This is a genomic window from Streptococcus oralis, assembly GCF_003943825.1.
Classification (GTDB): domain Bacteria; phylum Bacillota; class Bacilli; order Lactobacillales; family Streptococcaceae; genus Streptococcus; species Streptococcus oralis_CD.
On record NZ_RJNJ01000005.1, the window covers coordinates 115337 to 134748 of the forward strand.

Annotated in this window: 21 protein-coding genes and 1 riboswitch; of the genes, 7 read left to right on the forward strand and 14 right to left on the reverse strand. The window is 41.7% G+C overall.

Annotated elements, in window-relative coordinates; all coding sequences use genetic code 11:
- Positions 1-45 precede the first annotated feature (45 nt).
- Together D8863_RS05840 and lctO are read right to left on the reverse strand one after the other, a co-directional pair.
- Positions 46-714 (reverse strand): TenA family protein, encoded by a 669-nt coding sequence (locus D8863_RS05840; protein WP_125441366.1) that lies wholly within the window; start codon positions 712-714, stop codon positions 46-48.
- A gap of 217 nt (positions 715-931) precedes the next feature.
- Positions 932-1020: riboswitch (TPP riboswitch) on the reverse strand.
- A gap of 148 nt (positions 1021-1168) precedes the next feature.
- The gene (gene lctO, locus D8863_RS05845; RefSeq protein WP_000120736.1) at positions 1169-2305 is read right to left on the reverse strand and encodes an L-lactate oxidase; all 1137 of its coding nucleotides are present in this window, start codon (positions 2303-2305) and stop codon (positions 1169-1171) included.
- 209 nt (positions 2306-2514) lie between these two features.
- Here lctO and D8863_RS05850 point away from each other — a divergent pair, with 209 nt between their 5' ends.
- The 4 genes from D8863_RS05850 to D8863_RS05865 are packed head-to-tail and all read left to right on the forward strand — an operon-like array spanning position 2515 to position 5469.
- Complete coding sequence (locus tag D8863_RS05850) at positions 2515-3195, forward strand: amino acid ABC transporter permease (RefSeq protein ID WP_000384102.1); 681 nt, start codon at positions 2515-2517, stop codon at positions 3193-3195.
- Positions 3155-3832 carry an amino acid ABC transporter permease gene (locus tag D8863_RS05855; protein WP_002893103.1) on the forward strand — a complete coding sequence of 226 codons (678 nt, stop codon included), beginning with the start codon at positions 3155-3157 and terminating at the stop codon, positions 3830-3832. Before D8863_RS05850 ends, D8863_RS05855 begins: the two co-directional genes overlap by 41 nt.
- Positions 3833-4591: an amino acid ABC transporter ATP-binding protein gene (locus D8863_RS05860; protein ID WP_125441367.1), complete on the forward strand. Its 759-nt coding sequence runs from the start codon at positions 3833-3835 to the stop codon at positions 4589-4591.
- An 11-nt stretch (positions 4592-4602) separates the two neighbouring features.
- Complete coding sequence (locus D8863_RS05865; protein ID WP_125441368.1) at positions 4603-5469, forward strand: cysteine ABC transporter substrate-binding protein; 867 nt, start codon at positions 4603-4605, stop codon at positions 5467-5469.
- A gap of 59 nt (positions 5470-5528) precedes the next feature.
- Here D8863_RS05865 and pyrE read toward each other — a convergent pair whose 3' ends face one another.
- From pyrE to typA, 7 genes are all read right to left on the reverse strand, one after another.
- Positions 5529-6161, reverse strand: a complete 633-nt coding sequence (gene pyrE / locus D8863_RS05870) for an orotate phosphoribosyltransferase (RefSeq protein ID WP_042769052.1) — start codon at positions 6159-6161, stop codon at positions 5529-5531.
- Between the two features lie 38 nt (positions 6162-6199).
- The gene (gene pyrF, locus D8863_RS05875; RefSeq protein ID WP_125441369.1) at positions 6200-6895 is read right to left on the reverse strand and encodes an orotidine-5'-phosphate decarboxylase; all 696 of its coding nucleotides are present in this window, start codon (positions 6893-6895) and stop codon (positions 6200-6202) included.
- A 228-nt stretch (positions 6896-7123) separates the two neighbouring features.
- Positions 7124-8287 (reverse strand): cell division protein FtsQ/DivIB, encoded by a 1164-nt coding sequence (locus D8863_RS05880; RefSeq protein ID WP_125441370.1) that lies wholly within the window; start codon positions 8285-8287, stop codon positions 7124-7126.
- Between the two features lie 9 nt (positions 8288-8296).
- Complete coding sequence (locus tag D8863_RS05885) at positions 8297-9355, reverse strand: UDP-N-acetylglucosamine--N-acetylmuramyl-(pentapeptide) pyrophosphoryl-undecaprenol N-acetylglucosamine transferase (RefSeq protein ID WP_125441371.1); 1059 nt, start codon at positions 9353-9355, stop codon at positions 8297-8299.
- Between the two features lies 1 nt (position 9356).
- The gene (gene murD, locus D8863_RS05890; RefSeq protein ID WP_125441372.1) at positions 9357-10709 is read right to left on the reverse strand and encodes a UDP-N-acetylmuramoyl-L-alanine--D-glutamate ligase; all 1353 of its coding nucleotides are present in this window, start codon (positions 10707-10709) and stop codon (positions 9357-9359) included.
- 116 nt (positions 10710-10825) lie between these two features.
- Positions 10826-11080, reverse strand: coding sequence for a DUF3165 family protein (locus D8863_RS05895; protein ID WP_045590746.1), 255 nt, complete (start codon positions 11078-11080; stop codon positions 10826-10828).
- Positions 11081-11099: 19 nt separating this feature from the next.
- The gene (gene typA / locus D8863_RS05900; RefSeq protein WP_000164119.1) at positions 11100-12941 is read right to left on the reverse strand and encodes a translational GTPase TypA; all 1842 of its coding nucleotides are present in this window, start codon (positions 12939-12941) and stop codon (positions 11100-11102) included.
- A gap of 158 nt (positions 12942-13099) precedes the next feature.
- Here typA and D8863_RS05905 point away from each other — a divergent pair, with 158 nt between their 5' ends.
- On the forward strand, positions 13100-13825 hold the full coding sequence (locus tag D8863_RS05905) for a 16S rRNA pseudouridine(516) synthase (RefSeq protein WP_061421238.1): 726 nt from the start codon (positions 13100-13102) through the stop codon (positions 13823-13825).
- A 40-nt stretch (positions 13826-13865) separates the two neighbouring features.
- Here D8863_RS05905 and D8863_RS05910 read toward each other — a convergent pair whose 3' ends face one another.
- The 3 genes from D8863_RS05910 to D8863_RS05920 form a co-directional block, all read right to left on the reverse strand.
- Positions 13866-14099 carry a hypothetical protein gene (locus D8863_RS05910; RefSeq protein ID WP_001088140.1) on the reverse strand — a complete coding sequence of 78 codons (234 nt, stop codon included), beginning with the start codon at positions 14097-14099 and terminating at the stop codon, positions 13866-13868.
- An 86-nt stretch (positions 14100-14185) separates the two neighbouring features.
- Positions 14186-14566 (reverse strand): rhodanese-like domain-containing protein, encoded by a 381-nt coding sequence (locus D8863_RS05915; RefSeq protein ID WP_125389065.1) that lies wholly within the window; start codon positions 14564-14566, stop codon positions 14186-14188.
- Complete coding sequence (locus D8863_RS05920) at positions 14563-14796, reverse strand: YqgQ family protein (protein ID WP_002882495.1); 234 nt, start codon at positions 14794-14796, stop codon at positions 14563-14565. The genes D8863_RS05915 and D8863_RS05920 overlap by 4 nt, the downstream gene beginning before the upstream one ends.
- Before the next feature lie 102 nt (positions 14797-14898).
- Between D8863_RS05920 and D8863_RS05925 the strand changes: the two genes are divergently transcribed.
- Together D8863_RS05925 and D8863_RS05930 are read left to right on the forward strand one after the other, a co-directional pair.
- Complete coding sequence (locus D8863_RS05925; protein ID WP_001222578.1) at positions 14899-15807, forward strand: LysR family transcriptional regulator; 909 nt, start codon at positions 14899-14901, stop codon at positions 15805-15807.
- Positions 15808-15851: 44 nt separating this feature from the next.
- On the forward strand, positions 15852-17651 hold the full coding sequence (locus tag D8863_RS05930; protein ID WP_125441373.1) for an N-acetylmuramoyl-L-alanine amidase: 1800 nt from the start codon (positions 15852-15854) through the stop codon (positions 17649-17651).
- Between the two features lie 28 nt (positions 17652-17679).
- Here the strand turns inward: D8863_RS05930 and D8863_RS05935 are convergent, their stop codons facing one another.
- Positions 17680-17997: a LiaF transmembrane domain-containing protein gene (locus D8863_RS05935; RefSeq protein WP_065371662.1), complete on the reverse strand. Its 318-nt coding sequence runs from the start codon at positions 17995-17997 to the stop codon at positions 17680-17682.
- A 244-nt stretch (positions 17998-18241) separates the two neighbouring features.
- Positions 18242-19126 (reverse strand): DUF6287 domain-containing protein, encoded by an 885-nt coding sequence (locus D8863_RS05940; RefSeq protein WP_125441374.1) that lies wholly within the window; start codon positions 19124-19126, stop codon positions 18242-18244.
- Positions 19127-19412: the final 286 nt, after the last annotated feature.

Consider the following 19412-nt stretch of genomic DNA (forward strand, 5'->3'; position numbering starts at 1 on the left):
TTGTTTGTTCATTCTTTTGATCTACATAAAAGTATTGAATCTGTCCTATAATTCATAACCAATATCAAAAAAAGCTAATTCCAAAGCAACTGCTTGATTCCAGCGTTGCTGAAGTTCTGTCAAATCTTCTCGATTTTTCCCGACACGATTAAGTTCATCAACTAGAAATTGAACCCACTCTGCAAAGAAAGGACCTCTATGTAGATTAATCCATTCCGAATGAATATAGGCTTCAGGTAGTGCCAAATCTTTAGAACCCCAGCCTAAATAGAGACCTTCTGCAATGACCAGCATGACCAAAAGATGAGCATAGTCTGATGAAGCCACAGCAGAATACATTAGCTCCTGAAACGCTTTTGTTACAGGGTGCAAGTTCACTTCTAGATAGTCATTCTCTGCTATCTTTAACTCTTTGAAAGCCTTTTGGAAATAACCATCTTCATCTGCTTCAAGAAAGCCTAGTTGCTTAGCAAAACGAAGTTTGGATTCAAGCTGGTCTGCGTGAGCTACACAGGCACCCAGCATGGATAAGAAGGCATCAAAGAAATTATAATCTTGAATCAGGTAGTCTTTTAAGACCTTATTCTCAATTGTCCCCGCAAAAAGTTCCTTAACAAAACGATGATTGATTGCAGCCTGCCAATCCTTCTGATTGCTTTTTAATAATTCTCCAACGGTCAAACCTGGCTGAAATGCATAGTCTCGTGTTTCCATATTACTTTTCCTCTCTTTACTCGTTCGTAATCAATAAAATATCAAGAGATACCAAGCAAAATCGTAATTCCACTTGATACTTTTAAAGAACATCGAGGGCATTTGCAGAGAGCTACCTAAAAAAGCCTATCCTCTTTTGATAAACAAAAAAACTCCAATTACAAACGAGAATTAGAGTTTAGCTTACAAGATTAGACAGTTCTTTTCGACATACGAAAAAAACCTTTTCACATTTCCCTTCGCCAGTATTAACTGTATCAGGTTCAATGGGTATCATCTCAGCCTAAGGCACCCCAAATGTCTTTATTATTTTATTACTAGACCAGTATAGCAAAAAATGAAAGCCCTAGCAAGATATTTGACCGAAAAATATATTTATATAGTTTCTAATAACGATTTAATCTTTCTATACACGAAGAAAAACCTCCACATAAGGTGGAGGCCGTCTTCTTTATCAATACAATTTTAAGTCACGAGGGTCAACTGGGAAGGTTGGATTGTATGGGTTGTGACGCAGTTTGAAGTGTTTGACATCCTCAATAGTCTGAGTTCCAGATAACTGCATGACTGTCTTCAATTCTGCATTCAAGTGCTCAAAGACTTGACGCACACCAACACTACCGCCAAGAGCCAAGCCATAAATAACAGGGCGCCCAATAGCTACCAAGTCTGCTCCTGAAGCCAAGGCTTTAAAGACGTGCTGACCACGACGAACACCAGAGTCAAAGACAATTGGCACACGTTTATCAACTGCTTCAGCCACTTCTTGAAGTGAGTCAAAGGCAGCTGGTCCACCGTCGATTTGGCGGCCACCGTGGTTGGTTACCCAGATACCAGAAGCACCTGCGGCAAGAGAGCGTTCAACGTCCTCACGGCATTGTGGTCCCTTGACATACACAGGAAGTCCTGAGTATGCAGCGATAAATTCGACATCACGTGGAGACAAGCGTTGTTTAGCTGATTTGTAAACAAAGTCCATTGATTTTCCAGCACCTTCTGGCAGGTATTCCTCAACAATCGGCATGCCAACTGGAAAGACGAATCCATTGCGTTTGTCGACCTCACGATTGCCCCCTACAGTTGCATCTGCCGTCAAGACAATCGCTTTGTAGCCTTCAGCCTTCACACGGTCCATGATGTGGCGGTTGATCCCATCATCTTTACTAAAGTAAAATTGGAACCAATGAGGTGTCCCTTGAAGAGCTTCCGTAATTTCTGGAAGGTCAACAGTAGAGTAAGAGCTGGTTGTATAAAGAGAACCAAATTCATGCACACCACGCGCAGTAGCTACTTCCCCCTGCTCATTTGCCAATTTATGAGCCGCAACAGGCGCCATAATGATGGGTGAAGATAATTTTTCACCTGCAAATTCAATCTCTGTACTTGGATTTTCCACATCACAAAGCGTATGCGGAACGATGAGTTTGTGGTTAAAGGCACGGATGTTCTCGCGTAGAGTGAAAGTATCCTCTGCTCCACTAGCGATATAACCAAAGGCAGCTTTAGGAATGACTTGTTGCGCCATTGGCTCCAAATCATAAGTGTTAATAAAATCTACAGGTCCTTCTGCATTACTTGTTTTATATGACATAAAGTGTCCTCCTTATTAAGTAAGCGTTTACTTTTTCTTACATAAACTATCTTACCTCTTTTTCAGAATCCTTTCAAAAATTTTGTCTGGGAATTTCAAATCACAGACATGATAAATATTTTCTATCATTGTGATAAAAAATTCATATTATCCAAACATGCCCTTTAGTGCTACAATAGCTATATTATTCCTAGATGGGAGGTTCTATTTTGGATTGGTCCATTGTTGAACAATATTTACCGCTCTATCAAAAGGCATTCTTTCTGACCTTACATATCGCAGTTTGGGGAATTCTGGGTTCTTTTCTTGTTGGTCTAATCGTTAGTGTCATTCGGCATTATCGCGTTCCTATCTTTTCACAGCTAGCAACAGCCTACATCGAATTGTCACGAAACACGCCCCTTTTGATTCAGCTCTTCTTCCTCTACTTCGGGCTTCCCCGAATAGGGATTGTTCTTTCTTCAGAAGTCTGTGCAACAGTTGGGCTCATCTTTTTAGGTGGCTCCTACATGGCTGAATCTTTCAGAAGCGGACTGGAAGCAGTTAGTCAAACCCAGCACGAGATTGGTCTAGCCATCGGTCTAACGCCTGTACAGGTCTTTCGCTATGTGGTTCTTCCGCAAGCGACTGCGGTTGCTCTACCGTCCTTTAGTGCCAATGTCATTTTTCTCATCAAAGAAACCTCTGTCTTCTCTGCGGTAGCCTTAGCCGATCTCATGTACGTCGCCAAGGACTTGATTGGACTCTATTATGAGACAGACATTGCACTAGCCATGTTGGTAGTTGCTTACCTGATCATGCTTCTACCCATCTCTCTAGTCTTTAGCTGGATAGAAAGGAGGCTCCGCCATGCAGGATTCGGGAATGCAAGTACTCTTTCAGGGAAATAATCTCCTGCGTATTCTACAGGGATTGGGTGTCACGATTGGAATTTCCATTCTCTCCGTCCTTCTATCAATGATTTTCGGAACAGTCATGGGAATCATCATGACCTACCATTCTAGAGTTATTCGTTTTTTAACACGCTTTTATCTGGAATTTATCCGTATCATGCCCCAGCTGGTACTACTTTTCATCGTTTATTTCGGCTTAGCTCGAAACTTTAATATCAATATCTCAGGCGAGACTTCGGCTATTATTGTTTTTACCCTCTGGGGTACAGCTGAAATGGGGGACTTGGTACGTGGAGCCATCACTTCTCTCCCTAAACATCAGTTTGAAAGCGGACAGGCTCTGGGCTTGACCAACTTCCAACTTTACTATCACATTATCATTCCACAGGTCTTGAGAAGACTACTACCACAAGCCATCAATCTTGTCACTCGTATGATCAAAACGACTTCCTTAGTTGTCTTGATTGGGGTTGTGGAAGTTACCAAGGTTGGACAACAAATCATTGACAGCAATCGCTTGACAATCCCAACCGCTTCCTTTTGGATTTATGGAACCATTCTGGTCCTGTATTTCGCAGTCTGTTTTCCTATTTCCAAACTATCCACTCACTTAGAAAAACATTGGAGGAACTAAATGTCTGAAACTATTTTAGAAATCAAGGACCTAAAAAAATCCTTCGGAGACAATCCTATCCTCCAAGGTCTATCCTTGCAAATCAAAAAAGGGGAGGTTGTGGTTATTCTTGGGCCATCTGGTTGCGGAAAAAGCACTCTCCTTCGTTGCCTCAATGGTCTAGAAACCATTCAAGGTGGAGATATTCTTCTGGATGGCCAGTCCATTATTGGCAATCAGAAAAACTTTCACCTGGTTCGTCAAAAGATTGGCATGGTCTTTCAAAGTTATGAACTCTTTCCTCACCTAGATGTCCTTCAAAACCTCATCCTAGGCCCTATCAAAGCTCAGGGACGAGACAAGAAAGAAGTAACGGAGGAAGCTTTGCAACTACTGGAACGTGTCGGATTGCTCGATAAAAAAGACAGTTTTGCTCGCCAATTATCCGGTGGACAGAAACAACGAGTGGCAATTGTCCGTGCCCTTCTCATGCATCCAGAAATTATCCTCTTTGACGAAGTGACGGCTTCGCTGGATCCTGAAATGGTGCGTGAAGTTCTGGAACTCATCAATGACTTGGCTCAAGAAGGGCGCACCATGATTCTGGTAACCCACGAAATGCAGTTTGCCCAAGCTATTGCAGATCGGATAATCTTTCTCGACCAAGGGAAAATTGCTGAAGAAGGAACGGCTCAGGAATTCTTCACTAATCCACAAACCAAACGAGCACAGGAATTTTTAAACGTCTTTGACTTTAGCCAGTTCGGCTCATATCTATAAAGGAGATTTTTATGAAACTACTCAAACCAATTCTAACTGTTTTTGCTCTAGCATTTGCGCTTATCTTTGTCACAGCTTGTAGCTCAAGTGGAAGCTCTGATGCTTCATCAGGAAAAACAACCGCCAAGGCCCGCACTATCGACGAAATCAAAAAAAGTGGTGAGGTACGAATCGCCGTATTTGGAGACAAAAAGCCATTTGGTTATGTTGACAACGACGGTTCTTACCAAGGCTACGATATCGAATTGGGTAACCAATTAGCTCAAGACCTTGGTGTAAAGGTTAAATACGTTTCTGTTGATGCTGCCAACCGTGCTGAATACTTGATTTCAAACAAGGTGGATATCACCCTTGCCAACTTCACAGTTACTGACGAACGTAAGAAACAAGTTGACTTTGCCCTTCCTTACATGAAAGTTTCCCTCGGTGTTGTGTCACCAAAAGATAAAGTCATCAAAGACGTCAAAGAATTAGAAGGCAAAACCTTGATTGTTACAAAGGGAACGACTGCTGAAACTTATTTTGAGAAAAATCACCCAGAAGTAAAACTCCAAAAATACGACCAATATAGCGATGCCTACCAAGCCCTTCTTGACGGACGTGGTGATGCCTTCTCTACTGACAATACGGAAGTTCTAGCTTGGGCTCTCGAAAATAAAGGATTTGAAGTAGGAATTACTTCCCTCGGTGACCCAGACACCATTGCGCCAGCAGTTCAAAAGGGTAATCAAGAACTTCTTGACTACATCAACCAAGAAATTGAAAAATTAGGTAAAGAAAACTTCTTCCACAAGGCTTATGAAAAGACACTTCACCCAACCTACGGTGACGCTGCTAAAGCAGATGATCTAGTTGTTGAAGGTGGAAAAGTCGACTAATACTCTTCGAAAATAAACAGAAATCAGGTAATCCTAGTGACTACCTGATTTTCTATGTTTTAGGCATTTTGCCAATTTTCTTGGTCTTCTTTAAAGCGTTTTAGGAGAGCGAGTCCTTCTGGCGTGATGTAACCTTCTTCTTGGGCTAAGTGGATCAGTTCGCTGTAATTTGAAAGTGTCACCAATTTCACATCAGCATCCGCAAAATTCTTATCGGCTTTCGGCAATTGATAACTGAAAATCGCTACGACACCAAGAACATCGGCTCCTTCGCGTTTAGCTGCTGCTACGGCTTCAAGAACAGACCCACCCGTTGAAATGAGGTCTTCAACTACTACCATCTTTTGACCTTGAGCTACACGACCTTCGATTTGGTTACCAGCTCCGTGGTCTTTTGGTTTGCTGCGAATGTAGGCAAAAGGCAAGTTCATCTTGTCAGCGATGATGGCTCCGTGAGGAATTCCTGCTGTCGCAGTTCCTGCAATCACTTCTACTTCTGGAAATTCTGCTTTAATAGCTTCCACAAAACCATTTTCAATTAGGGTACGAGTTTCTGGATAGGCTAGCGTCACACGGTTGTCAGTATAAATCGGCGATTTGATACCAGATGCCCAAGTGAAAGGCTCCTCTGGTTTGAGGTAAACGGCTTGAATTTTCAAGAGGTGGCTAGCGATATCTTTAGCAAGTGTCATAGTATTCTCCTTTTGTTTTATAATCTATTTCTTTAATTTCAATCTTGGTTCCATTCATCCTTGATGGCATGATAAGCTGCAACAGGATCCTCAGCTTGGGTAATGGGACGTCCCACTACGATATAGTCACTACCGATTTGATAAGCATCCGCTGGCGTCATGACGCGTTTTTGGTCTCCAACTGCAGCTCCCGCTGGACGAATACCTGGTGTCAGACAGATAAAATCTGGATTGGTGGCCTGCTTGATGAGTTGCACTTCCTGAGCTGAGCAAACGACACCGTCTAAACCAGCTTCAGCTGTCTTCTTGGCATAGTGAATCACAGACTCTTGCAGAGTGGTTTGGATATTTTGAAAATCCTGCATCTGGCTTTCCGACGTTGATGTAAGCTGGGTCACAGCGATCAATTTGGCTTGTGTTCCAAGACCTTCACGCGCAGCCTTCATCATCTCCACACCACCAGCAGCATGAACATTTGTCATGTCCACACCAAGCTGAGACAAGACCTTCATAGCCGATTTAACTGTATTTGGAATATCATGTAGCTTGAGGTCCAAAAAGACACTATGCCCCAGTGACTTCAAATAACGGACAACTTCCGGACCTTCCGCATAATAAAGCTCCATCCCTACTTTTAGATAAAGACTTTCTTCTGCTGGGAAAAGAGATAAAAATTCCTTGACCGCCTCAAAACTAGGAAAATCAAGAGCAATAACTGGACGATGTTCACGCATACCTTTCTCCTTTTACCTTTGTAAGCTAGAGAGCATGAAAAAAGGAACCTGCCAACAGCAAGGTTCCACGAAAAATGGGTAGAGTCCACCCTTTCACCGTCTAACCTTAGCTGCCTCTCTGGACTGCTTTAAAGGTTTTTTTCTATTCTATTATTTATAGTAGGACTTGTCAAGCAAAAACTCGAAACTGGACTTCTATACCATTCAAAATTAAGAGGAAAAGTTAGTCTAACGACTCTGTGATTGCTGGCTCGTTTGGCTTTGATTTCCCTGTTCTTCTTGTTTTTTCTTTTCTTCTTCCTGTTTTTTCTTCTCAGCTTCCTTGGCCTCTTGTTTGGCTTTTTCTTCTGCTTCTTCTATCAGCTTATCCGCTATCGTGTAGCTGTATACTCCAGCTTCCATATCGACTACACTCGGTTCTGACAATTGTGGCTTGATTTTGCTGTAATAAGGCAATTTCTTGCTCAATTCTGATAGGGGAACCAAAACCTCATCTGTATCCAGCATGGTAATTTTTAAAAGATCTGCTGTTGCCTTGCTCGGTGCTAATTCGATTTTCTGGATTTGACTCTTGATATCCTCACTGATGGTAGACAATCCTGTTATCAGCTTTTTCACCTGCTGCTCATCGTTAAAGGTAACTGTCAGATAAGTCTCAGGCAAGTTTAAGCGATCAACAGGAGTTGACTCTACTGTACCACTAGACAGAATAGGATAATGTTCTTCACCAGACACATAATAACCAACAATATCGAATTCCTTAACCTCAATCGTAAAGTTAGTCGGAAATTGATAGTTAATCTTCGCTGATTCTATCCAATGATTGGACTTGATTCGCTCAGCGTATGTTTCCTTATCCAACAATAGGGCTAAAGTATAGTCGCTATCTTGAATTCCAGAAGCCTGTTTGATGTCATCCGTATGCGTGTTACTATTTCCCTTAACCTCGATATTTTTGATGGTCGAAAGTGGCGTCAATAGATAGACTGAAAGAAGGAGGACCAGAACACTGGGAACCAAGATACTCACAGCTCGCCAAATATGGACATGCGCAATTTTAGGCTTGGCAGGTTTTTCTGGTTTCTCTGGTTTTTCTTTTTTCTTCTTCTCTTTTTCCTCTTTGACTTTCCGGTCATCCTTTTGAGATTTTTCTTCTTTTTCGGATGGTTCCTTGCTTGGACTTGAGGCTTCCTCATCTGACTCACTCGATGATTTCTTGGATTCCTCCAATAGTTTCGAGTTGGCTTCCTTACGAGCTTGTTTTTCCTTTTCCTTCTCTTCAGCTAGGGCAGCTTCTTCCTCAGCCTTCTTCTTCAGGTATTCCTGGTTTCGTTTCTGCCATTCAGACAATTCTTGCTTCTGGTTTGATTCTTTTTTCTTATCCTTTGACATTGATATTCCTTATGCTAGGTCTTTTCTTAGTAGATCGTAAAAATCTGCAAGAGATTTCAATTCAGTCGAAGCCTTCATGCTAGCTTGGTATTGGTCCTTGTGACTAAGCAAGTGACTGAGTTTCTCCTCCAAACTTTCCAAGGTCAAGTCACTTTCTTGAAGTTCTTCTGCGTAGCCTTTCTTAACAAAGTAGGCTGCATTTTCAATCTGATCTCCTCGACTTGCTTCACGACCCAATGGTACGATGAGATGGAGTTTCGCCATGGCCAAGAGCTCAAAAATCGTATTAGCACCGCCACGCGTCACCACCACATCTGCCATCTCCATCAAGGGTTGATAGAGATCTGTCACATAATCAACACGAAAGAGATTTTGACTCAATTCATTGAGGTTTGAATCTCCAGTGAGATTGATAATATTGTAGCGTTCGGTCAGTCCTTGCTTATGATCTGTCACCAATTGGTTAAATACACGAGCTCCTGCAGAACCACCAACAAACAATACCGTTGGCAATTTAGGATCAAAGTGAGTTTGGATATCCACCAATTCATCTGGTTCAGGAGTTTTTTGGTCTGAAACCTTGGTCACAGCACCCACATGCTCGACTTTTGCGAGACCAGCAGCCTGCTCAAATGTCGAATACATCTTGGTCGCAAATTTATAGGCAATTTTATTGGCCAAGCCCATAGACAGGTCAGATTCATGAATAAAGACTGGCACTCCTGACACTCGCGCTGCGATAACCGGCGGTACAGAGACAAATCCCCCCTTTGAAAAAAGAGCCTGTGGACGCAGTCGTAACATGATAAAGAGCGATTGGACAATTCCCCAACCAACTTTAAACACGTCCAGCATATTTTGCCAAGAGAAATAGCGACGCAACTTCCCAGTCGCAATAGAGTGGAAGGTCACATTCAAACCTGACTTGAGGATTTCTTGGTGTTCGATTCCGTGTTTATCACCAATATAGTGAACTTCCCAGCCGTCTTCGATGAACTTGGGCATTAACAAAAGGTTGAGGGTGACATGTCCAACCGTCCCCCCACCTGTAAAGACAATTTTTTTCATATTATTCCTTTAACTCCGCTACTGTGTCGATGAAAAGATCTCCACGTGCTTCAAAGTTAGCATACATATCCCAGCTAGCATTGGCAGGACTGAGGAGAACCACATCTCCTTGAGTCGCGAGCTCATAAGCCTTGCGGGTCGCATCAGCAATATCTGTCGCATCTACATAAGCCACACCAGCCTTCTCCGCTGCCCGTTTGACACGTTCTGCAGATTGACCGAGGATAACCATCTTCTTGAGCCCTGTAATATCTGGCACCAATTCGTCAAACTCATTGCCTCGGTCTAAACCACCTGCAATTAAGATAACCTTACTGTTGTCAAATCCTGACAAGGCTTTTTGAGTCGCTAAGATATTGGTTGATTTGCTATCATTATAGAATTTGACACCCTTAATCTCATCCACGAATTGGAGACGGTGTTTTACACCACCAAAGGCTGAAAGAGTTTCCTTGATGGTTTGGTTGTCTACACCACGGAGCTTGGCTACCGCAATGGTCGCAAGGGCATTTTCCACATTGTGGCTACCTGGAACACCAATCTCATCAGCTGCCATGACCACTTCTCCACGGAAGTAGAGTTGACCATCTTCCAAATAAGCTCCATCAACCTTTTCCTGTGTTGAAAATGGTACAACAGTAGCTTGTGTTTTGCTAGCCAATTCTTTTGCCAAGTCTTGGTTAAAGTTCAAGACAAGGAAATCAGCTGCTGTCATCTTGTTCTGGATATTCCACTTAGCCGCCACATACTCCTCAAAAGAACCATGATAGTCGATATGAGTTGGCATGAGATTGGTAATAACCGCAATCTCAGGATGGAATTCTTGAACACCCATCAGTTGGAAAGAAGAAAGTTCCATGACGAGCGTGTCCTTGGCTGTCGCAGTTTGAGCCACTTGACTAGCAGGATAGCCAATATTCCCTGATAAGAGACCATGTTGACCAGCAGCAGTTAAAACTTCCCCAATCATCGTCGTTGTGGTTGTTTTCCCATTTGAACCAGTGATACCGATAATTGGCGCTTCTGAGATTAAATAAGCCAATTCCACCTCAGTCAGGACTGGAATCCCCTTTGCCAATGCCTTTTCAATCATGGGATTGCTATACGGGATACCTGGATTTTTCACCATCAGAGCGAAATCCTCATCCAACAATTCCAAAGGATGCCCACCAGTGACAACCTTGATTCCCTCTTCTAGCAAACTTTGCGCAGCAGGATTTTCCTCAAAAGGTTTGCCGTCATTTACTGTCACAATAGCACCTAGCTTGTCTAGCAAACGGGCCGCAGACTCACCAGACTTAGCCAAACCTAAAACAAGAACTTTCTTATTTTTAAACTGATCGATTACTTTCATGTCTCAAACTCCATTTCTACTCCTACTATTTTACCATTTTTATGGAAATAATACTAAACGAAAATGCTCTAGCCCTCATTCTGACATTGAAAAAGAGAGCCGCAGCTCTCTTTCTTTTATCTTCTTTTACCCTTTTTTTCAGGCATGAGCGTAATGTCCCTCAAGCTAAAGTAGGCAAGGGCAAGCATGGCTATTGTGACAAAGAATTCTGTCGGTAGTTGGAAGATTTGCAAGATGGACAACATCAGCAAAATCAAGAGAGCAACAACTACAAAGACCAAGATAACGATGTTGACTGTTCCTTTGATACTTTGGGGTGTCGCAAATACATAGAGTAGTAATAAGAGTATCCCTATGATTAAATAGACCATCTTTATCTCTTTCTAGCTCTTATTCAGCTGATTTTTTCTTTTTGTTGGCTTTCTCGCGCTCTGCCTTGTTGAGGATTTGCTTACGCAAACGGATAGACTCAGGCGTTACTTCCATGTACTCATCGTCATTCAAGAACTCAAGAGACTCTTCAAGGGTCAAGATACGAGGTGTCTTGATAACCGCTGTTTGGTCCTTAGTAGCTGAACGGACGTTGGTCATTTGTTTGGCCTTAGTGATGTTAACTGTCAAGTCGTTTTCACGAGAGTTTTCACCGATGATCATTCCTTCGTAAACCTCAGTACCTGGGTTGACAAAGATGGTTCCACGTTCTTCGATAGACATGATTGAGTAAGTTGTAGCCTTACCAGCATCAATAGAAACGAGGGCACCACGGTGACGTCCACCAATTTCTCCTGGAATCAATGGCAAGTATTGGTCGAAGGTATGGTTCATGATACCGTAACCACGAGTCATTGACAAGAACTCAGTTGAGTAACCGATTAAACCACGCGCTGGAACAAGGAAGACCAAACGAGTTTGACCATTACCAGTTGAAATCATATCCAACATTTCACCCTTACGTTCAGAGAGGCTTTGGATAACAGAACCTTGGTATTCTTCTGGAGTATCGATTTGCACACGTTCAAATGGCTCACATTTAACACCGTCGATTTCTTTTACGATAACTTCTGGACGAGACACTTGAAGTTCATACCCCTCACGGCGCATAGTTTCGATCAGGATTGACAAGTGCAATTCTCCACGACCTGAGACAGTCCATTTATCTGGGGAATCCGTTGGGTCAACACGAAGGGAAACGTCTGTTTGCAATTCGGCCTGCAAGCGTTCTTCCACCTTACGAGAAGTCACCCATTTACCTTCTTTACCAGCAAATGGTGAGTTGTTGACCAAGAAGGTCATTTGAAGCGTTGGCTCATCGATGTGAAGGATTGGAAGAGGCTCAACTGCATCTGTCGGTGTAATCGTCTCACCAACAAAGATATCTTCCATACCTGAAACGGCAATCAAGTCACCTGCTTTAGCTTCTTGGATTTCACGACGTTCCAAACCAAAGAAACCGAAGAGTTTTGTAACACGGAAGTTCTTCGTTGTACCATCTAGTTTAGAAAGGGTAACTTGGTCCCCAACTTTCACACTACCACGGAAGACACGACCAATACCGATACGTCCTACGAAGTCATTGTAGTCCAAGAGTGAGACTTGGAACTGTAACGGTTCATCTGAGTTGTCCACTGGAGCTGGGATATGGTCGATGATGGTGTCAAAGATTGGCGCCATTGTTTTTTCTTGATCAGCTGGATCATCTGACAATGAAGAAGTCCCGTTGATAGCTGAAGCATACACCACTGGGAAATCAAGCTGGTCATCGTCTGCACCAAGCTCAATGAAGAGCTCCAATACTTCGTCTACTACTTCTGCTGGACGAGCTGATGGTTTATCGATTTTGTTGACAACCACGATTGGGACAAGGTCTTGTTCCAAGGCTTTTTTCAATACGAAACGAGTCTGTGGCATTGTTCCTTCGTAGGCATCTACGACCAAGACAACACCATCAACCATTTTCATGATACGCTCAACTTCTCCACCGAAGTCCGCGTGTCCTGGTGTGTCCATTATATTGATACGAGTTCCGTTGTAGGCTACGGCTGTATTTTTCGCAAGGATAGTAATTCCACGCTCTTTTTCGATATCGTTTGAGTCCATAGCACGCTCTGCCAATTCAGTACGTGCATCAAGAGTTTCAGACTGCTTCAATAATTCATCAACGAGGGTTGTTTTACCGTGGTCAACGTGGGCGATAATCGCAATGTTACGGATATCTTCTCTTAATTTTGTCATGATTTCCTCTAATATTTAAATTTTTATTTCTAACTGAACAATTATACCACAGTCTCATTCAAAAATCACAGTTCAGCTAAGTGTAAATGTTTTCACTCTGCTTTTCTAGTCAAGGCAACTCTTTTCAAAGTCAGAGACTTATGATAAGATAAGCTGGTATGCGTTTAGATAGATTATTAGCCCAAGAAAAGGTCAGTCGCAAGGCTATGAAACAGGCTCTATTAAAAAAAGAAATCCTAGTAGATGATTGTCCAGCCAGCTCACTCGCTCAAAATGTCGACACTGGATTACAGAAATTAGTCTTTCAAGGACGACAAATCCAAGGCTACGAGCACAACTACCTCATGCTTCATAAGCCAAACGGAGTCGTTACAGCTAGCAAGGATAAGAAACTTCCAACCGTCATGGACCTCCTTCCACCTGGCATCCAGTCTGACCAGCTCTATGCTATCGGCAGACTAGACCGCGATACGACGGGACTGCTCCTTTTGACAGACAATGGACCTTTAGGCTTCCAACTCCTTCATCCCCAGTACCATGTCGATAAATCCTATCAAGTGGTAGTAAACGGACCGCTCACGTCAGACCATATCCAAAAATTCAAAGAGGGGATTGTCTTTTTAGACGGGACCACTTGTAAACCTGCTCAGCTTGAAATTCTGTCCGCAAGCCCAACAGAGAGCCGGGCCTCCATCACTATCTCTGAGGGCAAGTTTCATCAAGTCAAGAAGATGTTTCTATCAGTTGGTGTCAAGGTGACTGCCTTAAAAAGAGTCCAGTTCGGCGATTTTACATTAGACCCAGAACTAGCAGAAGGGCAATACCGTCCCTTGAATCCAGAGGAATTGGAAATCATTAAAAACTATTTAGAGATGGGGCGATAAAACAAAAAAAGCTTTATGTTTAAAGCTTTTTGTTTTTTGCTTATCTAAAAAATACTGCGACGGCTAGAATCCAGTTAAGAACAGAAACTACAAGTCCTATGATATTCAGAATTTTTTCTGTTTGATAGTTTAGTCCAGATTCTTTTTGGTATGAAAAAGCCAAGACCAATCCTATGATCCCCAAAATCAGACCCACTATTGGAGAAAGCAAACCAAGGACGATAGATAAGATACCTAAAATAAGTGAAGGTTTTTTCTTTTGTTGTGAATTCATATTACAAAATCTCCTTAAATTTAATATAAATGATGATACCATAAAATGCAAGATTTATCTATCATTAAACAGTTTTTAACAGAATGTTAGCTCGTCTTGACCTTTCCAATCCAAGAATCCAATCCATAAGAAAGGATATAAATCTCAGAGAAACCTTGCTTTTTCAGATAAAGTGCTGCATTGGTCACTCGTTGTCCACGTTGGTTTTCGTAGAGAAGGACAGGTTTATCCTTACGAAGTGCTGCAAGGCTTGACTTCAACTGACTTGAAGGAATATTGCGCGCACCAAGAATGTGTTTTCTGTGAAATTCTGCTGCATCTCGGACATCGATCAACTGTCCTTTCCGAATCAAGGCTTCAAACTCTGCATTGTCTACAATCTTAGCCGCACGACGAATACGAAGGTAGTTATACCCCATCCATGCTGCCATCGCCAGAACGATTCCCCACAAAATCCAAATTGTCATAAGTTCTTATCTCCATTTTTCTCTATGTAGTCTAATTCTATCTTGTGCTCTCTACGAAGAACAGCTTCCGCCTCTAGATAGTCTAGCTTATCCATCAGACCTGCATCATAGATCCGAGAGAGTTCGAGCTTCATCAGTTCAATATCATACAAGCGCTTCCCCACATAGACAATAATGCCAAACTGTTTGAGAAATTGCTGCACATCATAGAATGTTTTCATAGCTTCCATTTTAGCAGATTCCAGACTTTTTTTCAATACAGGACCAGCTCTTTCCCCCTATTTTCTTCGTCTTCATTGCCCATTCTTCCGCAAGTATGGTACAATAAAAACATGAGAATTCAACAACTACACTATATTATCAAAATCGTCGAAACTGGCTCTATGAATGAGGCAGCCAAGCAACTCTTTATTACCCAACCCAGTCTCTCTAATGCCGTTCGAGACTTGGAAAATGAAATGGGCATTGAAATCTTTATCCGCAATCCCAAGGGCATTACCTTAACCCGTGATGGGATGGAGTTTCTCTCCTATGCCCGTCAGGTCGTTGAGCAAACTCAGCTTCTGGAGGAACGCTATAAAAATCCTATCGCCCACCGCGAACTTTTCAGCGTTTCCTCTCAGCACTATGCCTTTGTAGTCAATGCCTTTGTCTCTTTGCTCAAGAAAAGTGATATGGAAAAATACGAGCTCTTCCTTCGTGAAACTCGGACTTGGGAGATTATCGATGACGTCAAGAACTTCCGTAGCGAGGTCGGTGTCCTCTTTTTAAACAGCTACAATCGCGATGTTTTAACGAAAATGCTAGATGACAATCACCTGCTAGCCCACCACCTCTTTACCGCTCAACCCCATATCTTTGTTAGCAAGACCAACCCTCTAGCTAAAAAAGACAAGGTCAAACTGGCTGATTTGGAAGACTTTCCTTATCTGAGTTATGATCAGGGGACGCACAACTCCTTCTACTTTTCAGAGGAGATTCTTTCACAAGAGCACCACAAGAAATCCATTGTTGTCAGTGACCGTGCCACCCTCTTTAACCTTTTGATTGGTTTGGATGGTTACACCATTGCAACAGGGATTTTGAACAGTAACCTCAACGGAGACAATATCGTTTCCATTCCACTGGACATTGACGACCCGATTGAACTAGTCTATATCCAGCATGAAAAAACCAGCCTGTCTAAGATGGGCGAACGCTTTATCGAGTATCTACTAGAAGAAGTTCAATTCGATAATTAATAGAAAAATGAAAAAGTGAAAAAGAAAAAGTTAGGAAATAAAAAGTGAAAAAGATACTACTGACCAGTGCTTTAATCCTTTCAATCGTAGGATTAGCACCCGCATCCGTCTTAGGAGAAGAAAACACTACTCAATCCACATCTGCTGTCAAGGAAGCAATTGCCAAAGAAGAAAAGAAAGAATCAAGTGTTGAGGAAAACTCTAAATCAGAAACTCTTCCGAAAGTAGATGTGCAAGAAGACAAGACAAAAAAAGAAGGGTGGTACCAAGAAAATCACCACTGGCGTTTTTACCAAGATGATAAGCCTGCTTTAAACTGGAAACAAATCCAAGGCAAATGGTACTACTTCGATCAAGATGGTAATCGTCTTCATTCTACTGTCTACAAAGGCTATGCCTTTGACCAAGATGGTGTCATGATAGAAAATAGCTGGACCCATTTGGACAATCAATGGTACTATGCTGATTCCTCTGGACGACTAGCTCAGAACACCTGGAAAAAAATTAACGGCTCCTGGTACTATTTTGACCAAACTGGAAGCATGCTCAGCAACACCGCCGTTGACGGCTATCTTCTCACAAAAAGCGGAGCTATGGCAGAAAAGGGCTGGACTAAATTAGACCAAATTTGGTATTATGTCGCTCCTTCTGGAAAAATCTCACAGGATAAATGGGAGAAAATCAACGGTTCTTGGTATTACTTTGACAAAGACGGTGGAATGCTGAGTGCGACAACCTTCAAGGGCTACCTCTTCAACCAGAGTGGAGCTATGGCAGAAAACAACTGGGTCAAAATCAAGGATACTTGGTTCTATGCAAACGGGTCAGGGAGATATGTCCAAGAAAACTGGCAAAAGATTCAAGGTTCCTGGTACTCATTTGACCAGAATGGTGGGATGCTAGCAGACAAATGGAAAGGAAGCTACTACCTCAAAACCAGTGGAGCCATGGCGGAAAAAGAGTGGATCTTTGATAAAGCCTACAAGAGCTGGTTCTATCTAAAAGCGGATGGCCGTTATGCAAATCAGGAATGGATTGGAGCATACTACCTCAAGTCAGGTGGTTACATGGCAAAGAGCGAATGGATTTACGATAACTCTGACAAAGCACGCTACTACCTAGATGATAATGGCCATTATGTTTCAGGAACTTACAAGATAGACGGTAAGGAACACTTGTTTCAAAAATACGGCCAATGGATTTCTGAAGTTTCAACTGAAGGAGGATTTACAAAAGGCCTATACAGCAATACCATTTTCCTAGATCCTGGGCATGGTGGTCGAGATTCAGGTGCCTTTTACTACAATGTAGCTGAAAAAGATCTCAACATGCAGATTTACCGTAAGCTTCGTACTAAGTTAGAAGAACTAGGCTACAAGGTCCTCACTTCTCGTGATAGTGATATTGACGTTGATTTTGTTACCGAACGTTCTCGTATGGTTAATAAAACCAACTCTGATATTTTTATCAGTATTCACTTCAACGCTACTGGTAATACCTACTCAAAAGCGAGCGGTATTCAAACCTACTCCTATAGCGATGAACCTGATTATCCAAGTAAGATTAATCAATACTGGCACAATCACCCTGATCGTATGAGTGAAAGCAAACGCCTCGCCGCTGCCATCCACTCCTCTCTTCTAGCGGAAACAGGAGCTAAGGATGCTGGCTTATTGGAAAGCAGCTATGCCGTACTACGCGAAACAGCCAAACCAGCCGTTCTCCTAGAGCTTGGTTATATGGATAATTTCTCCGAAAACCAACAAATCAGAGATAGCCACTACCAAGATAAATTGGTCGCAGGCATCGTAAAGGGGATTCAAAAATATTACGCTGGTCAGTAAAAAAGTCTCGAGAAATCTCGAGACTTTTTTATTTATCTTCTTTTTTATCCTTATCAGGAAAGAGGTAGCCAAGCCCTACACAAGCTAGCACACCGGCACCAATCACCAAACCACTTGAAATTGGCAAGAGATCAAAAATAGCATTTGCAATGATAAAGGCAATGATCAAGCACATCAGACTAGACTTGTAGTCTTTTTTCAAAAAGTTTTCTAGTGTGAAATAGAGGAACAATCCAACTGGAATCAGTGACCAAAGGTTAACATCCAAACTTGGCCATCCAACAGATCCGAAATACAATACTAGCGCTGCTGCTACTAAAAATACAAGTCCCAATAATTTTTTCATTTTTTGTCTCCATTTTCTTTTTTTTATTGACTTGAATTGTCTGATCACGACCCCTCACGTCCCTTACAAAAAACATTATAGCAGAGGATTTTTTCAAGAACAAGCCCTTTTGTCTATCTGGTCTATATCTCGGTCTAAGTGGTTGAATAGTGGTGATAAAAGAAAAGAAGCTCATTTGAGCTTCTTGATTTTGTCGAGCACAAGAGCATTTCTGAACTAAGATAATCTAAAGTTAGATTCTAAACTAGTTTTTCTTTTCCTTAGATTCTAGAGAAGATTTGATTGTTTCTCGATCAGCTTGCAGTTGAGCTAAATTCTTTTCTTCTTCCTCAAGTTTACTGGTATCTGGTTTCACACGGTAATAAACATCTTCTGGTTTCATTAACATAGACCCGTAATCTTGACCCGAAAGTAGTCTTTCTTCAGCATGATTGCTTTTATCCGTAATCTTTCCATCATCACCAGGTTGCATAACAACCCCACTTGGAACAGCAACTACTACAAATCCTCCAGCAACAGAATCTTTCACCCACGCACTGATAGACGCTGTCTCAGGGTTACGACTATCTTGACCTTTTGATACCTTTAATCCAACTACAGATTCGTACTTTTGATCATTTGTAAACCAAGTCGCACGTACTTCTCCAGAATCATTAATAATGTATTCATTACCAGATTGACTACGCCAAGTGCCTTCTAAACTAGACAAATCATTGTTCTTGATTGCTTCAATATCTAGTTTTGGAACAGCAGTTTCTTTCTTTAGCTTGCTAACAAGTGCTTCTGCTTCAGTGATCTTGGTATCCAAATCTGTCAGTTGATTCTTGAGTTTTTGAATTTCCTCTTGTTTATCCTTATCAGTCTCATCCGTTTTTCCTTGACTTGTAGACGCTTGACTTGTAGACGCTTGACTTGTTGTCTCTGTAGTTGAAACTGCAGACGATGCTTGATTTGGCTCTTTCTTTCCAATCAGAAGATATGAGAAAATACTTACCAAGATGAGAGTGACTAAAACAGAGAGTGCTAGGCCAATATAGATTTTTATATTTTTATTCGGAGCCGACTTTGATTCAGACCGCTTAGGTCCATTGATCTCTTCAAATTGTTTTTCCCGTTCTTTCTTATTCATAATTTTCTCCTTTTTGATTGATATTCAGCCAAGCTTACGATACTTCATTCGTTACTATCCATGAACTTTTATGACTTTTAAAAAAAATCCAAGCAAAAATTTCTAGAATAAATAACTATAAAAATATCTCTAGATTGGTATCAAAACAAGTATTTATTACAATACATTATACCACAAAATATAAACAACCGTTTGTATTTATATTTTTATAAGCCAAAGAAATGGATTTTAAACAGAACCCATCTCCATTAGAAAAAGCCTGTCCTGAGACAAGGCTTTTACATAT

Bases quoted from the DNA above. Each gene is read 5' to 3' on its own strand.
- D8863_RS05840 (WP_125441366.1), bottom strand. From the start codon at position 714: ATGGAAACACGAGACTATGCATTTCAGCCAGGTTTGACCGTTGGAGAA.
- lctO (WP_000120736.1), bottom strand. From the start codon at position 2,305: ATGTCATATAAAACAAGTAATGCAGAAGGACCTGTAGATTTTATTAAC.
- D8863_RS05855 (WP_002893103.1), top strand. From the start codon at position 3,155: ATGCAGGATTCGGGAATGCAAGTACTCTTTCAGGGAAATAATCTCCTG.
- D8863_RS05860 (WP_125441367.1), top strand. From the start codon at position 3,833: ATGTCTGAAACTATTTTAGAAATCAAGGACCTAAAAAAATCCTTCGGA.
- D8863_RS05865 (WP_125441368.1), top strand. From the start codon at position 4,603: ATGAAACTACTCAAACCAATTCTAACTGTTTTTGCTCTAGCATTTGCG.
- pyrE (WP_042769052.1), bottom strand. From the start codon at position 6,161: ATGACACTTGCTAAAGATATCGCTAGCCACCTCTTGAAAATTCAAGCC.
- pyrF (WP_125441369.1), bottom strand. From the start codon at position 6,895: ATGCGTGAACATCGTCCAGTTATTGCTCTTGATTTTCCTAGTTTTGAG.
- D8863_RS05880 (WP_125441370.1), bottom strand. From the start codon at position 8,287: ATGTCAAAGGATAAGAAAAAAGAATCAAACCAGAAGCAAGAATTGTCT.
- D8863_RS05885 (WP_125441371.1), bottom strand. From the start codon at position 9,355: ATGAAAAAAATTGTCTTTACAGGTGGGGGGACGGTTGGACATGTCACC.
- murD (WP_125441372.1), bottom strand. From the start codon at position 10,709: ATGAAAGTAATCGATCAGTTTAAAAATAAGAAAGTTCTTGTTTTAGGT.
- D8863_RS05895 (WP_045590746.1), bottom strand. From the start codon at position 11,080: ATGGTCTATTTAATCATAGGGATACTCTTATTACTACTCTATGTATTT.
- typA (WP_000164119.1), bottom strand. From the start codon at position 12,941: ATGACAAAATTAAGAGAAGATATCCGTAACATTGCGATTATCGCCCAC.
- D8863_RS05905 (WP_061421238.1), top strand. From the start codon at position 13,100: ATGCGTTTAGATAGATTATTAGCCCAAGAAAAGGTCAGTCGCAAGGCT.
- D8863_RS05910 (WP_001088140.1), bottom strand. From the start codon at position 14,099: ATGAATTCACAACAAAAGAAAAAACCTTCACTTATTTTAGGTATCTTA.
- D8863_RS05915 (WP_125389065.1), bottom strand. From the start codon at position 14,566: ATGACAATTTGGATTTTGTGGGGAATCGTTCTGGCGATGGCAGCATGG.
- D8863_RS05920 (WP_002882495.1), bottom strand. From the start codon at position 14,796: ATGGAAGCTATGAAAACATTCTATGATGTGCAGCAATTTCTCAAACAG.
- D8863_RS05925 (WP_001222578.1), top strand. From the start codon at position 14,899: ATGAGAATTCAACAACTACACTATATTATCAAAATCGTCGAAACTGGC.
- D8863_RS05935 (WP_065371662.1), bottom strand. From the start codon at position 17,997: ATGAAAAAATTATTGGGACTTGTATTTTTAGTAGCAGCAGCGCTAGTA.
- D8863_RS05940 (WP_125441374.1), bottom strand. From the start codon at position 19,126: ATGAATAAGAAAGAACGGGAAAAACAATTTGAAGAGATCAATGGACCT.